11 protein-coding genes are annotated in these 14,517 nt (G+C 38.2%); 6 read left to right on the plus strand and 5 right to left on the minus strand.

Annotation, left to right across the window (positions count from 1 at the left end; genetic code table 11):
- Positions 1-5 precede the first annotated feature (5 nt).
- Together FFJ24_RS26505 and FFJ24_RS14685 are read left to right on the plus strand one after the other, a co-directional pair.
- Positions 6-1,922, plus strand: coding sequence for a sigma 54-interacting transcriptional regulator (locus FFJ24_RS26505; protein WP_138817945.1), 1,917 nt, complete (start codon positions 6-8; stop codon positions 1,920-1,922).
- A gap of 175 nt (positions 1,923-2,097) precedes the next feature.
- Positions 2,098-4,050 (plus strand): sigma 54-interacting response regulator, encoded by a 1,953-nt coding sequence (locus tag FFJ24_RS14685; protein WP_138817946.1) that lies wholly within the window; start codon positions 2,098-2,100, stop codon positions 4,048-4,050.
- Between the two features lie 225 nt (positions 4,051-4,275).
- Here the strand turns inward: FFJ24_RS14685 and FFJ24_RS14690 are convergent, their stop codons facing one another.
- Complete coding sequence (locus FFJ24_RS14690; protein WP_138817947.1) at positions 4,276-5,904, minus strand: Na+/H+ antiporter; 1,629 nt, start codon at positions 5,902-5,904, stop codon at positions 4,276-4,278.
- Between the two features lie 482 nt (positions 5,905-6,386).
- On the opposite strand from FFJ24_RS14690, the gene FFJ24_RS14695 reads away from it, so the two are divergent.
- The 4 genes from FFJ24_RS14695 (at position 6,387) to FFJ24_RS14710 (ending at position 10,493) form a co-directional block, all read left to right on the plus strand.
- Positions 6,387-7,205 carry an alpha/beta fold hydrolase gene (locus FFJ24_RS14695; protein WP_138817948.1) on the plus strand — a complete coding sequence of 273 codons (819 nt, stop codon included), beginning with the start codon at positions 6,387-6,389 and terminating at the stop codon, positions 7,203-7,205.
- Between the two features lie 664 nt (positions 7,206-7,869).
- Positions 7,870-9,201 (plus strand): L-lysine 6-transaminase, encoded by a 1,332-nt coding sequence (gene lat, locus FFJ24_RS14700; protein ID WP_138817949.1) that lies wholly within the window; start codon positions 7,870-7,872, stop codon positions 9,199-9,201.
- Positions 9,202-9,203: 2 nt separating this feature from the next.
- On the plus strand, positions 9,204-9,605 hold the full coding sequence (locus FFJ24_RS14705) for a hypothetical protein (RefSeq protein WP_138817950.1): 402 nt from the start codon (positions 9,204-9,206) through the stop codon (positions 9,603-9,605).
- Positions 9,606-9,632: 27 nt separating this feature from the next.
- Positions 9,633-10,493: a hypothetical protein gene (locus FFJ24_RS14710; RefSeq protein ID WP_138817951.1), complete on the plus strand. Its 861-nt coding sequence runs from the start codon at positions 9,633-9,635 to the stop codon at positions 10,491-10,493.
- A 539-nt stretch (positions 10,494-11,032) separates the two neighbouring features.
- On the opposite strand, the gene FFJ24_RS14715 is transcribed toward FFJ24_RS14710, so the two are convergent.
- The 4 genes from FFJ24_RS14715 to FFJ24_RS14730 form a co-directional block, all read right to left on the minus strand.
- On the minus strand, positions 11,033-12,394 hold the full coding sequence (locus FFJ24_RS14715) for an acyl-CoA dehydrogenase family protein (protein ID WP_138817952.1): 1,362 nt from the start codon (positions 12,392-12,394) through the stop codon (positions 11,033-11,035).
- A 170-nt stretch (positions 12,395-12,564) separates the two neighbouring features.
- Positions 12,565-13,281 (minus strand): bacillithiol biosynthesis deacetylase BshB1, encoded by a 717-nt coding sequence (bshB1, locus tag FFJ24_RS14720; protein ID WP_138817953.1) that lies wholly within the window; start codon positions 13,279-13,281, stop codon positions 12,565-12,567.
- Positions 13,282-13,289: 8 nt separating this feature from the next.
- Positions 13,290-13,802 carry a glutathione peroxidase gene (locus FFJ24_RS14725; RefSeq protein ID WP_138817954.1) on the minus strand — a complete coding sequence of 171 codons (513 nt, stop codon included), beginning with the start codon at positions 13,800-13,802 and terminating at the stop codon, positions 13,290-13,292.
- A 6-nt stretch (positions 13,803-13,808) separates the two neighbouring features.
- The gene (locus tag FFJ24_RS14730; protein WP_138817955.1) at positions 13,809-14,423 is read right to left on the minus strand and encodes a DUF4294 domain-containing protein; all 615 of its coding nucleotides are present in this window, start codon (positions 14,421-14,423) and stop codon (positions 13,809-13,811) included.
- Between the last annotated feature and the right edge of the window lie 94 nt (positions 14,424-14,517).

The following is a 14,517-nucleotide window of genomic DNA, read 5'->3' on the forward strand; positions in this document are numbered from 1 at the left end:
GCGTGATGACTGAAAAAATCCTAATCGTTGAAGATGAGTTTATTGTTGCCCACGATCTGCAGATGATTTTGCAGCGTGCCGGCTATCAGGTTATTGGCATTGCCGACTCGGTAAAAAATGCGCAGGCCCTATTAGAAAAACACCAGGTTGATCTGGTTCTCCTGGATATTTACCTTAAAGGCAGGCTAACCGGAATTGATCTGGCGCATGATTTGATGAAAAGCGAAATTCCTTTTATTTATATCTCTGCAAATTCTAATGAAAAGGTTTTGGAGGCTGCAAAGTCTACCTGTCCTTACGGGTTTATTGTTAAGCCTTACCGCGACCGTGATGTTTTGATGAGCATCGATATTGCCAGGTACCGCAAGGAAAACAGCAATAACATGAAAATGAGCAGCGAGCGCTTTATGCAGGATTTTATTGTAGATATCTCCATGAAATCGTTAACCTGGCAAAAGAAAATTCTATCTATTGCTAGTGCTTTTCAACCTTATGTCCCTTTTGATTTTATTGCACTTTCGGGCATCGCAAAAGATGGAAAACGATACAGTGAAATCGGGATTACCAGAAAAAACTTTGATCAGTACGACTTATTTACAGCCAATGAGTTTTTGAAATATACTGGTTTAAGCAGGGCAGAATACGATGCCATCAATCAATTGGTACCAGAAACCACTGCGGATGCCATTTACATTGGTGATGATTTTGAAGGGGTTAAAAAGGCTGCGCCAATGAAAAACTTAATGGCCAATACCTATCATTTATCTTCCAATCTGGTCAAAACATTCTACCTCGAAAATGGCGATCAAATTAGCTTTTCATTTTACAGCAGAACTGAAAATATTTACCAACCTGCCCATATAGAGCTGCTCAATTTTTTATCGGGCACCCTGGAGAAAAAACTGGTCCATATTGTAGAACTTGAAAAAGTGGAAACACAATCAATTTTACACAAAGAAAGCAACCACTATCTTTTAACTAAAAAAGATTTTGAAAATGTTATCGGCAAAAGTAGCGCCCTATTATCTGTTTTAGATAAGATCAAAATTGTGGCGCCTACGGATACATCAGTTTTAATTACCGGAGAAAGCGGAACAGGAAAAGAAGAAATTGCTAAAAGCCTGCACCGCTTATCACATCGAAATACAAAACCCCTTGTAGCCGTAAACTGTGCTGCATTACCTGCAGATTTAATCGAATCCATTTTATTTGGTCACGAAAAAGGCTCATTTACAGGCGCTATCAATACCAGAATTGGTAAATTTGAAGAGGCCAATGGCGGTACCATCTTTCTTGACGAGATCGGCGAAATGCCTTTCGATCTTCAGGCAAAGCTCCTCAGGGTATTACAGGAAAAGGAAATTGAACGGATCGGCGGCAAAGCACCTATTTCTGTTGACTTGAGAATAATTGCCGCTACTAACCTCAATTTAGAAAAAGAGATCGCCAAGGGCAGATTCAGGCTCGACCTCTTTTACCGCCTTAACGTTTTTCCGATACACATCCCTCCGCTTTGCCGACGAAAAACGGACATCCCATTATTAACGAAACATTTTGTTCAGAAACATGCAATGGCCGTAGGTAAAAACATTCCGGAAATTCCCACTGATTTTATGGACCGGCTGATGCAGTATGACTGGCCGGGCAATATCAGGGAATTGGAGCATATAATTTTAAGAAGTATACTGCTGTCTTCAAATGGGAAACTTAATGCAGATCATCTCGAACTTGGAGCCAAAAACGAGGAACCCCTTTCTCAAAATGGAATCAAAACGATTAATGACAACGAAAGAGATCATATCATCAGGGTTCTGGAGCTATGCAAAGGCAAGGTCGCGGGCATTGGCGGTGCAGCCGAACTCTTGGGCATCCCGGCGACAACATTAAATTCTAAAATTAAAAAACTGGATATCAGACGGTAGTGATATTTAGTAAATCAACGATATATCATCAATTTAAAAAACAATAAATAAAATAAAACACTGATAAACAAAAGCTTAAGGATTGGTATTTTTCTTGACTTAAAGTAACTGTATTAATCTGTTCAAAATATTTTGTTGATGTTGGTTTTTACATTATGCTCGCCTGAAATAGAAAATGAAACAGAAAATCTTAATTGTAGAAGATGAATTTATTGTAGCCAACGATTTGAGAATCATGCTCGAAAAAGCTGGCTACAAAGTGTGTGGGATAGCGCCATCTGTGGTAAAAGCGCTTGAATTAATCGCGACTAAAGAACCCGATTGGATACTGCTGGATATTTTTTTACAGGGCGATAAAACAGGTATTGATTTGGCTGGTCAACTTACCGAAATGGGGATTCCGTTTATTTACATTTCTGCAAATACCAATCAGGGAATTTTGGAGGCTGCCAAAGCTACCCTTCCCTACGGTTTTTTGGTAAAGCCTTTTCGTGAAAAAGACCTCATGGTGATGCTGGATATTGCCCGGTACAGACATGAGCAGGATTTAAAGTACAACCAGCATGCAGAGCCATCATTACACAAACAGATTGAACATATTGTAGAAAAGCAAGCCTCCATTTCGGAACGGCTGAAACAAATAAGTGCAATATTATACCCTGTTGTCCCATTCGATTTCGTTTGGATTACCAAATCGAATCCACGAACAACTACCAAAGACATTAATATTGTCCGTTCTTCTGACGGAAAATTTAACACACTCAATAACGAAATTTTACTGAAGGAAGTAAATGTTTCCATTCGTGATTTTAAAGCATGGAACAACACAGCGCTTATTCATAACGGGAAATCGATATTTAACGGCTATGATTTTAGGAAGCTGAGGATGGAAAATCCGTGGGTACAAACACTTTCAGATCATTATCAATTAGAATCCGTTTTGGTTACCGAAATTGAAAGAGCAGGCGAACAATTCCAGTTTGTTTTCTTTAACCACCTTTCAGATTTATACACAAAAGTTCATACAGGAATTATTAATCAGTTTAAGAAAAGCCTGGAAATGATTTTAGATCAGGTGATATATGGGAAAGACATTGCCATGGAAATTTCTCCCCAAAATTTATCTGTCATTGAAAAGCCAATCGTTAAAAGGGAAAATGCCGAAATTCCGAAAGATTTTAATGGTATTATTGGCAATAGTATCTTGCTGCATGCTGCTTTCAAAAAATTAGAACTGGTTGCACCAGATGATACTTCGGTACTTATTTTGGGCGAAAGTGGTACCGGTAAAGAAAAAATCGCTCAGACCGTCCATAAATTGTCTCCGCGAAAAAACAAACCATTGGTTACGGTAAACTGTGCTGCTTTACCTTTAACCTTAATCGAGTCAGAGCTTTTTGGCCATGAAAAAGGTTCGTTCACAGGTGCAAATGAAAAACGGATAGGCAAGTTTGAACAGGCGGATGGCGGTTCGATCTTTTTAGATGAGATTAGTGAACTTACTTTAGAGGCACAAGTTAAACTATTAAGGGTACTGCAGGAAAAAGAAATTGAACGTTTGGGTGGCAATTATACCAAAAAGATAAATGTCAGGATTATTACGGCCACCAACCGAAACCTGGAAAAAGAAGTATCTGAGGGCCGGTTCCGACTGGATTTATATTATCGGTTAAATGTTTTCCCTATTGAACTGCCTGCATTAAGGCAACGTAAGGAAGATATCCCTGCTTTGGTAAACTATTTCATTTATAAGTTCGGCAAAAAAAATTCTTCTGGTGCAACCGGAATTTCAGCTGAAGCACTTCATCAATTACAGGAATACGATTGGCCCGGAAATATCAGGGAATTGGAACACCTGATTGAAAGAACGATGTTATTAACAGAGGGAGAAACAATCACACAGGTAGATCTTCCAGGCTCGTTAACTGCAAAAGATTATACTGGAAGCGACCATTTCAAGATTAAAACCATGGAAGAAATGGAAAGGGAGCATATCCTGAGCATTTTGAAAATGTGCAAAGGCAAGATATATGGACCAGGTGGGGCGGCTGAAATCCTGAATATTCCATCAACAACCTTAAATTCAAAAATTAAAAAACTGGGGATAAAGTTCGAATTTGTTAAATAAGCAGTTAGTTGAGGTTTTAGTCCAAAGTCGGTAGTCTCGAATCCATAGTCGATTGAGTTCCCTGATTAACATCCTGAGCGATCAGTTTTTCAGAAAAACATTGGCGTGGCAATAATAGCTATGAAGTATCGTCATCTCGACCGTAGTGGAGAGATCTTTGAACTATCCTGAAGACCTCTCTCAACTTAAGCCTAATCTGTCTAACTCTACATATACACAACCTAATTAACCGGTACTTTTCATTGCCTTTTTGGTATGTGGAATTTTGGTATCCGATAAATCAATCTGCATTTCCTCTTGTCTGATCACTTCATCGCTAAACTCTTTTTCCCTTCTTATTTTGTGTAGCTCTTTCCTTTGTACGCGATAAATGTCTTTTAAAATATGGTTGTAAATATCCATTTCGGCGTTTTCAATTTCTTCGCATTCCAGCGATTCTAATCTTTTGGATGCATGGTTTAAGCGATTTTCCAGTTCTTCCTTTAATCCGCGCACTAAAACTATGCCCTCCACCTCCTGAGGATATATTTCCGACAACCGGTTGAGTGCAACCCTTAAAAGCCTGCGCTTAATGGTAGCTTCCTGTTGTTCATCAGAAACCGATGGATCAATCTCCTCAATATGAACCATTTTGATCATAAACGGCAGGGTAAGCCCCTGAAATACAAGTGTTACCAAAATCACCACAAAGGTGATAAAAATGATTAAGTTTCTGTGTGGAAAATTTACATGTGCCGCCGTAGTAATAGGCAATGAAAGTGCTGCTGCCAACGAAACTACCCCCCTCATGCCTGCCCATCCTATAATTAAAGGCCCCTTCCAACCCGGATGCGCCTCGCTATTTCTCACTTTTTTAGATAACCAGCGGGGAATAAAAGCAACTGGATAAATCCAGGCAATGCGCAGCACAATTATTAAGGCACTAATTATTAAGCCGTAACTGATGGCCTCCCATAGCGAATAACCTTCTAAACCCGCTATAATTACAGGCAGTTCTAAGCCAATTAAAATAAAAACAAAGGCATTTAGTATAATAGCCAGTGTTGCCCAAACATTTACAGCCTGTAAACGACTTTGTCCATCAACAAAAATTTCATGCGATCGGTACGACAAAAACAGACCACCGCTAACTACTGCCATTACTCCCGAATAATGAAATTGTTCTGCTGCCAGATACATAAAATACGGTGAAATTAACGTTAATGCAGCATCTATACTTGGTGTGGTAGGCAAAAAACGGTGGATAAGATAAAGTAAATGGGCCACCGCCAGGCCAATTACAATTCCCATTGCTGTACTTAGAAAGAAATCGCCGGTGGCTTCTGAAAGTGAAAAATGTCCTGTAATTACCGCAGCCAGGGCAAAACGAAGTACAATTAAACTGGAAGCATCGTTAACCAAACTTTCGCCCTCGAGAATAGTGGTTATCCGTTTAGGAATTTTTATGTTTTTGAGTACCGATGTCGCCGCAATGGCATCTGGTGGTGAAACGATTCCGCCTAATAAAAATCCCATAGCAAGCGTAAAACCCGGAATGATTGATGAAGTTAAAAAAGCCACGGCTAAAGAAGTGATGATAACCAGACCAAAAGCCAGTAAACTGATGGGCCTGCGCCAACGCCAGAAATCGTTCCAGGAAGTATACCAGGCAGCCTCATAAAGTAAAGGAGGAAGAAAAATAAGGAATATCACCTCAGGATCGATAGACATTGCAGGAATTCCAGGAATATAACTAATGCCCAAACCGGCAATAACCAAAAATATAGGATATGAAATTTTAACTTTTTGAGCCAGCATAATAAGCATGAAAGCAACAAAAAGCAAAATCAGGAACTGGAGAAGGGTATAATGCATAGCTTTTCTAAACAAAGAACAAACCATAAATATAATAAACAAATAACCAGCTTGTTGCAAATAAAAAACCACAAAACAAAGAATTAAACTGACGATATATCGTGATTTTACGTTAAAAAACCATCACAATTGGCTAATTAATCATTAAGCTGATAAAATTTCAATGCTATTGAAACCGCTACCTGAAGTTGGTGTTTAATTTAATACCATTATCTTAATGATGTAACCTCAATTAAAATAGTTAATCCAAAACAGACGCTACCATACCATCGACGTAAATTAACGAAATAGCGCAAATAAATTATCAAAACACAAACACTAAACAACTAAAAAACAACAACTTAACGAAATGGATCACAAATTGTAATACAGAAAGCACGAGATATAACATTCAGGTTTAGTGATCAATCAACATCTTTTTTGGTTTTGGCTGATTCCTGGAAACTGCAGCAAACAATTAAAATTAATCTAATAAAAAAGCTATGAGTACAATTAAAGTAAAAGACGGAACTGAAATTTATTACAAAGATTGGGGAACAGGACAGCCAATCGTTTTTCATCATGGATGGCCATTATCTGGCGATGATTGGGATATCCAAATGATGTTTTTTTTAAAACAGGGATATCGTGTAATTGCACACGACCGCCGCGGGCATGGTCGCTCCGGCCAAAGCGCAAACGGTAATAATATGGACACGTACGTAGCTGATATTGCGGAACTAACCGCAGCACTTGATCTAAAAGATGCCATTCATATTGGCCATTCAACAGGTGGTGGCGAAGCGATCCGTTATGTTGCTAAATATGGCAAAGAAAGGGTTGCCAAAGCGGTATTAATCAGTGCAGTTACGCCAATCATGATCCAAAACGAAAGCAATCCGGAAGGTGTGCCATTGTCTGTTTTTGACGAAATACGCCAGGGTACTGGTTTTAACAGAGCCCAATATTTTTACGATTTTCCGGTAGCATTTTATGGCTGGAACCGCGAGGGGAAAACCGTTCAGGAAGGCATAAAACATAACTGGTGGCGCCAGGGTATGATGGGTTCTGTATTGGCGCATCATGATGGAATTAAAGCATTTTCGGAATCAGACTTTACTGAAGATTTAAAAAGCGTAGAAATTCCCGTATTGGTATTACATGGCGAAGATGACCAGATTGTTCCTTTTAACCAGGCACCAAGAGCAGCTAAACTTTTGCAAAACGGAAAATTAATTTCTTATCCGGGTTTCCCTCACGGTATGCCAACTACAGAGGCAGAAACGATTAATAAGGATATTTTGGCATTTATTAAAGGTTAAGTATTTTAATTCTTCTGTCAAATTGAGCTTGTCGAAATGCCTGCAATTGTATTTAAATAGGTCTTTCGACAGGCTATCAATGACAGACACCAAAAAAAGGTCATCATCTCGACCGAAGCAATGCGAAGTGGAGGAGATCTATCAAAACAGATTTTGCTTCGCAGAGCCTTCAGGTTCTCGACTGCACTCCGCTCGAAATGACGGTAAAGCGAGAGAATTTTTACATGTAGATTAATTACTGTCATTTATATTGATTTTTATAAATAAATTATCCCTCAGGATGACAAATCATTAAAAAACAGGCGTTATTTTCACCAGACCGGAATCTTAATGCAACTCCAATGCACTAAAAAATCAAGATACTCAAATAAATGAGATGTCACCATCCGATGAAATATCTTACAACATCGGTCTAAATCCCACATTATGATTTCATACAAGGCACAGAGCCTGCACAGACCAATAAAAATGAGCGGGCTAAAAGCTTTAGATTAGCATTTTTAGCAAAAAAGTTTTCCACACCTGTGAAGTCCAAAACCCAATTTCGTCTATAATCATACTTTAAACAGTTTAAACCTATTTTTTATCCTACGGGCACAAAAAGTGCTTAAATTTTGATTTTAGGCACATTTAACTAAATTTGGATTATACCAAAACCAAGTTTATGTATCAATTAACAGTACCTGCAGATCGCGTTAACGAATCGTTAAGTAAGCACATTTTGGCCGATGGTTTCGACCTCACCTACGATATGGAAAAAAGTCGTGGCGCATACATTTACGATTCGAAATACAATAGAACTTTACTCGATTTTTTCACTTGTTTTGCCTCTGTTCCTTTAGGTTATAACCACCCTAAAATGATTAATGATGAAGCGTTTAAAAAGAATCTTCTCCTCGCTGCATTAGCCAATCCATCTAACTCAGATGTTTACACCCAGCAGTATGCACAGTTTGTTGAAACATTTTCTAAAGTTGGTATTCCAGATTACCTGCCACATGTTTTTTTTATTGCTGGTGGTGGCCTAGCAGTAGAAAATGCAATTAAGGTAGCGATGGACTGGAAAGTTCAGAAAAATTTTGCAAAAGGATACGCTGAAGAAAAAGGCTTTAATGTTTTACACTTCGAAAGGGCTTTTCATGGCAGAACGGGTTATACTTTAAGCTTAACCAATACCCTGCCAGATAAAACAAAATGGTTTGCCAAATTCGACTGGCCAAGGGTAGCTGTTCCGGAAGTTAAATTTCCACTTTCAGGAAATAATTTAAGTCATGCCATTGAAACTGAAGAAGCTTCGCTTGCACAGATCAAAAAAGCCTTTACAGATAATAAAGATGATATCTGTGCGATAATTGTAGAACCAATCCAATCTGAAGGTGGAGATAATCACCTGCGGGAAGAGTTTTTAATCCAACTTAAAACACTGGCAGATGAAAATGAAGCTTTTTTAATTTATGATGAAGTACAAACTGGCGTAGGTTTAACCGGTAAATTCTGGTGTCACCAGCACTTTAGTGAAAAGGCCCGACCAGATATTATTGCTTTTGGTAAAAAAATGCAGGTTTGCGGTATTCTTGTGGGTAACAAGGTAGACGAAATCGAAACCAATGTATTTAAAGTACCAAGCCGTATTAACTCAACATGGGGAGGTAATCTGGTGGACATGGTGCGCGCTACACAGATTTTACAAATTGTAGAAGAAGATCAGCTTTGTGAGAATGCTACAAAAGTAGGTTTGTATTTAAAAGATCAACTCGAAAATCTGTCTCACAGGTTTGATCAAATGACCAATGTGCGCGGAAGAGGTTTGTTATGTTCTTTTGATTTCCCAACAAAAGAAATGCGCAATAAGTTTATTGGCAAAGGATTAGAAAATAACGTAATGTTTCTGGGTTGTGGCGAGAAAACCATACGTTTTCGTCCGGCACTTTGTATTGAGCAAAAGCATATTGACGAAGGATTGACGGTTATGGAAAAAATATTGCCTTTATTGTAGGCATGAACAGAAAATCATTGGTTTATATCATCCCGATAGGCGTTTTAATATTGATATTCTTCATGGTCAGGGATGTTTTTGACCAACCGGGAATTGAAGATATGAAAGCTGGCTTCAAGGAAATCCTAAAATATAGAAATGCCAACAATACTGGTCCTGTACAAAGGATTTATGTGGTAACGGTTAAAGATTCAGTATGGAAAGAAATGGAAGATTATGGTAATTTAATGCCCCATACCAAATATGGAAATACAAAAGTTTACTTCTTTATGGAAAACGCTAATATCCCGAAAACATTAGAACCAGGAGAAGTAAACTTCGATCCTCAATTTAATAAATCCTGTATTGCGCTATTCGAAAAAAGCGCAATGAGTCAGGTCGCATTTAATAGGTATCCGTTTTAAACGCAATTTATTTTGGTATAATTACACATGAATCGTGATTACAGTTCTATAAGTTCATCAGCAAAATCGTTATTGCTGGCCAAAAGCTTAACGGACATTCCCTTTGTAGCTGATGCTGTTAAGTTAATTTACGGTAATGAAGCTCATGAAAAATTAAATCATAAAGATTTTGATGAGGTATTTTTAAAACGGTTGGTGCATTTTGAGAGTAGATATTTATCTCTGGATAGCTTACTTTTTGCATCAGGTTCTTTAAATATTCTGGAAATTTCTTCTGGTTACTCTTTCAGGGGCTTGGATCTGGTTTTAAGGCATCCAACTATTTATTATTTGGATACCGATTTACAAGGGGTAATCGATATCAAAAAAGATTTGGTTGACCGGCTGATTGTTGATGAGAAATTACAACTAAAGGGCAAACTCAAAACCGAAGCTTTAAATGTTTTGGATGGGGATGCTTTTTCAAATGTTATAAATCAAATGCCTCTCGGCCCGATTAGTATTATAAATGAAGGTTTATTGATGTATTTAAATACTGAAGAAAAGGTATCATTATGTAAAACCATCCATAAATCATTAAAACAAAGAGGTGGTTATTGGATCACTGCTGACATATATGTTAAACGACCAGCGCTTAAAAATGAAACCAATGATCATTTTTCTCAGTTTCTGGAAGCACATCATGTAGAAGATAATAAGTTTGACAGCTTTGAACAGGCTGAACACTTTTTTCTCGAACAAGGGTTCAAATTGATAACTAAAGCAACTTCAGTTTGGCATCAACTTTCCTCACTAAAATATATTGATATGGAGTTATTAAAAAAAATGAAAGAGCAGGCGAATAGAGTTGGGAGAATCCGGGAAACCTGGGTATTAAAAGCGATTTAATTAAACAGAATGAAATACTCAGCATTCTAATATGTAAAATTCCAGGAGTAGTTTGCCAACTGCGTTAATCCTTATGATTTGGAAATGAAGGGTTTTGTGCATTTGGCATTTTCAGTCCCGCTTTCCCTCCTGCCAATTTGATCCCGATGTAAAATCGGGAGGCATCCGTTCCAATCGGGTTTATGAACAATGTTTTGTGCTTTGAAAAAACCGATGTTCAATAAACCTGACAGCAGCGAAAATCCTTTTTGCCAGCAGAAACCTTAATATACTGTCATGCTGAGGCACGAAGCATCTGCAAGCTATAACACAGAGGTTCCTCACCTCATCACTTCAAAACCCGCAAAAAGATTGCAGCGAATGGCAGGGCTACAGCACCTATGAAACATTGACTTTCGTTTTCAAACCCTAAAATCCTGGCATTTACTATACTAAATCAGTCTTCGACTAAGGCTGATAAGCAACTAATTGTCTCAGCTCAAAACTAACGAAGTTTCCAACCTGCTCTTACCCTTTCAAACCTCGTGAGTTCCTGCCCCCTAAACAAAAGCAGAAAAACCAGTAATGGCCCTACCTACAATTAGTGTATTAATTTCTTTTGTACCCTCATACGAATAAATCGCCTCAGCATCTGCTACGAAACGCGCTACATTATATTCGAGTAAAATACCGTTTCCGCCCATCACTTCCCTTGCTTTGCTTACTACATCACGCGTTCTTAATGAACAGAATACCTTGGCTAAAGAAGCATGCTCATCTTTCAACAAACCCTGATCCTGTAATTGCGACAAGCGAAAACACAGCGTTTGCATGGCCGTTAAATTCGACAACATCTCCACCAGGTGATTTTGAATCAATTGAAAAGAAGCTATAGGTTTACCAAACTGTTTTCTGGTTTGGGTATATTCCAAGGCATTTTCATAGGCTCCGCGAGCACAGCCTACCGCCTGCCAGGCCACACCCGCTCTTGTCATTTGCAGTACCTTAGCTGTATCTTTAAAAGAGTTTGCATTTTGCAGGCGATCAGCTTCTTCAACTTCGCAATTGGTTAAAGTAATAATGCCATTCTGCACAATCCGTAAAGCCATTTTATCCTGCATTTTCTCTACAGCAAAACCTGGATTATCTTTTTTCACGATAAAGCCTTTTACGTCTCCACTTTCCTCATCACGTGCCCAAATAATTAAGATATCGGCAAAGGTGGCATTACCTATCCATTTTTTCTGGCCATTTAATACCCATTTGCCATTTATTTTTTTGCAGGTTGTGGTTAGTCCCCCGGCTGCAGCCGACCCCACTTCAGGTTCCGTTAAACCAAATGCACCGATAATTTTAAATTGCTGCATCAGTGGTAGCCACTGTTGTTTCTGTTCCTCCGATCCACATAAATAGATCGATCCCATGGCCAGGCCGCTTTGTACACCAAAAAAAGTAGAAATTGAGGTATCAATCCTAGCCATTTCCATTGCTAAAATACCTTCCATTAAATTCGATTTCCCCGGACAGCCATAACCTTTATAGGTTAAACCACAAATATTGAGTTCGGCAAGTTTTGGGATAATTTCGAATGGGAATTCAGCTTTGTTCCAGTAATGGTTAACAATGGGTTTCACTTCTTTTTCTAAAAAAGCACGTACTTTTAACTGGAGTTCGCGATCCTCATCTTTGAGCGCTTCGTCGCCCAAATGGTAAAAATCACCTTCAATGGGGGGTAATTCTTTCTTTTTACCCGATCCACCCATCATTTTCATCATCCCCTGGATTTGTTTATCATCCAGGCTTGATATGGTTTCGACCATTTTAGGTAAATCGACTTTTTTCGATAAAGCCTCTAACTTATCGAAATCTACATGTTTAAAAAGATGGTAAGCGTTTTTGAGAGATGAGAATATATTCGCCATTATTATTCGTTTTCAGAATAACAAATGAAGGACGGTTTTGTTGCACATTCAAAGTAACCGCAAAGGCCGCTAAGTTTTTCGCTAAGGAAAAGGAAGAGAAATCTTAGTAAGACAAATCTCCACAGCTTTGCGCACTTTGCGTAAAACTTCTTTTCTTTGCGGTAAAAAAACTACCTTAAATCAAATAAATTATCAACACCCAACAATTTCCGCGAAGTAAAGCCTTCACCAAAAGTGGCGCCAATGCTTTTACCAAATTCTCTTGAACGGCCAATCACACTTTCGAAAAATTCAGGTGATGAAATATAAGTTTGCAATCCATCTACATCAGGATTATAAAACTGTGTTTTAAAAGCTTTAATCGAGTCAATTTTCTTATCCATCTGATCAGAAATATCTACAATAATATCAGGCTTCAAGTATCTGTCCTGGATATATTGCAACAACAACCTCGGACGGTGGGCCTCTTGCTTAACACCATCTATCAACGTTTCGATTTTTGGTAAACCTGATAAAAAAACCGAATCGTAAACCAGGTCGCCTGCCCTTCCGTGATCAGGGTGCCGGTCTTCCAAAGCATTGCTTAAAATAATTTCGGGTTGATATTTTCTGATGACTTTAATTACTTCTAAACGGTGAAATTCATCGTTCTGAAAAAATCCGTCTCTCAATCTTAAATTTTCACGGACATGTAAGCCTAAAATTTTAGCAGAGTCTGCAGCCTCTTCATCTCTTGTTTCTGCCGTACCGCGTGTACCCAGTTCGCCTCTGGTTAAATCTACAATTCCAACTTTTTTACCAAGGGCAATGTGTTTTAAAATAGTACCGGAACAGCAAAGCTCAGCATCATCAGGATGCACGGCTATAACTAAAATATCTAACTTCATGATTTAAATTATTGGGTATTTTGGCTCAGCAGTTGCTGAATTTTCTTTTTAATTTTCGAACTCAACGGCTTGGTGAAGGGCAAGAAATAATCTTCCAGTTCGCCATTTTTGTTCAGGAGGTATTTATGAAAGTTCCAACGGGGTTTCGAACTTAATTTGGTGTTTTGCTTTTTATCGCTCAGGAACTGATAAAGTGGATGAGCATGTTCGCCACGAACCATAATTTTTTCAAAAACAGGGAATTTTACGCCATGGTTGATCTCGCAAAAAGATGCGATATCGGATCCATTTAAAGGTTCCTGCTTCCCAAAATCATTTGTGGGAAAGCCCAGAATTTCAAAATCAGGGCTATTAATCTCGTCTTTAAGTTGCTGTAATTCTTTCAACTGTGGCGTAAAACCACATTCTGATGCAGTATTTACAATTAAAACAACTTTGTTGCGGTAGGCTGATAATGGTTGTTCTTCGCCATTAATTTTTTTAACCTTAAATGAATAAATATTCGGAATGCGTTCCTGCATTATATGTTATTGATAAAATCCTGAGGTACGGATAATAGATTCTATATCCCTATCCTCATTCGGATCGTAAGTGCTTTTTAAATTATGTCCTACCACTCGGGCAACAATCTGATAAGAAAATGCAGCGAAACCGCCTTTGGTTTGCTTTACAATATCGTATGTTGTTCTGCCCACTTCACGGTCGATCAGTTTCGTTAAAATCTGACCCTGAGTGATCGTTAGTTCCTTTATTTCGCGGTTAAACATGTCTTTAATTTCTTTATCACATTGTTTAACCAGTTGTTTTTGTTCTTTTTTCTCAGGACTTCTGGCCAAATCTTGCTCCAATTGCTCATAACGCCGTTTTGCAAAAAGTGCATAAGGCATTACTTTTAATACGTTATACCTTAAACGGTTGTAGGCAGCCTGTTCTGCCGGCGATTTCCAGATTCTTGCTGCGTAAATGTTAACCTCATTAAGTTGCATCCAGGGAATCATGACACCATTATCATTTGTTGAGGCTACTCTAATCGTATCACTTTTACCCTTTTTTGGAAATATAGGTGCAGAAGGATCCTGGGCCCGTAGCGAAATGCTGCAAATCATTACAATAGAAAGAAAAAAGAGCCCTTTAAATTTCATAAATTTATACTTTTACAAAGTTAGGTGTTATTTCATATATTAGTTGTTTCACAAAACTAATATAAGTTTTATTCATAAATAAGACGCAAATTTT

The sequence above is a fragment of the Pedobacter sp. KBS0701 genome (assembly GCF_005938645.2).
Classification (GTDB): domain Bacteria; phylum Bacteroidota; class Bacteroidia; order Sphingobacteriales; family Sphingobacteriaceae; genus Pedobacter.

Coding starts and splice junctions, on each gene's coding strand:
- FFJ24_RS26505 (WP_138817945.1), top strand. CDS start 6: ATGACTGAAAAAATCCTAATCGTTGAAGATGAGTTTATTGTTGCCCAC.
- FFJ24_RS14685 (WP_138817946.1), top strand. CDS start 2,098: ATGAAACAGAAAATCTTAATTGTAGAAGATGAATTTATTGTAGCCAAC.
- FFJ24_RS14690 (WP_138817947.1), bottom strand. CDS start 5,904: ATGCATTATACCCTTCTCCAGTTCCTGATTTTGCTTTTTGTTGCTTTC.
- FFJ24_RS14695 (WP_138817948.1), top strand. CDS start 6,387: ATGAGTACAATTAAAGTAAAAGACGGAACTGAAATTTATTACAAAGAT.
- lat (WP_138817949.1), top strand. CDS start 7,870: ATGTATCAATTAACAGTACCTGCAGATCGCGTTAACGAATCGTTAAGT.
- FFJ24_RS14705 (WP_138817950.1), top strand. CDS start 9,204: ATGAACAGAAAATCATTGGTTTATATCATCCCGATAGGCGTTTTAATA.
- FFJ24_RS14710 (WP_138817951.1), top strand. CDS start 9,633: ATGAATCGTGATTACAGTTCTATAAGTTCATCAGCAAAATCGTTATTG.
- FFJ24_RS14715 (WP_138817952.1), bottom strand. CDS start 12,394: ATGGCGAATATATTCTCATCTCTCAAAAACGCTTACCATCTTTTTAAA.
- bshB1 (WP_138817953.1), bottom strand. CDS start 13,281: ATGAAGTTAGATATTTTAGTTATAGCCGTGCATCCTGATGATGCTGAG.
- FFJ24_RS14725 (WP_138817954.1), bottom strand. CDS start 13,802: ATGCAGGAACGCATTCCGAATATTTATTCATTTAAGGTTAAAAAAATT.
- FFJ24_RS14730 (WP_138817955.1), bottom strand. CDS start 14,423: ATGAAATTTAAAGGGCTCTTTTTTCTTTCTATTGTAATGATTTGCAGC.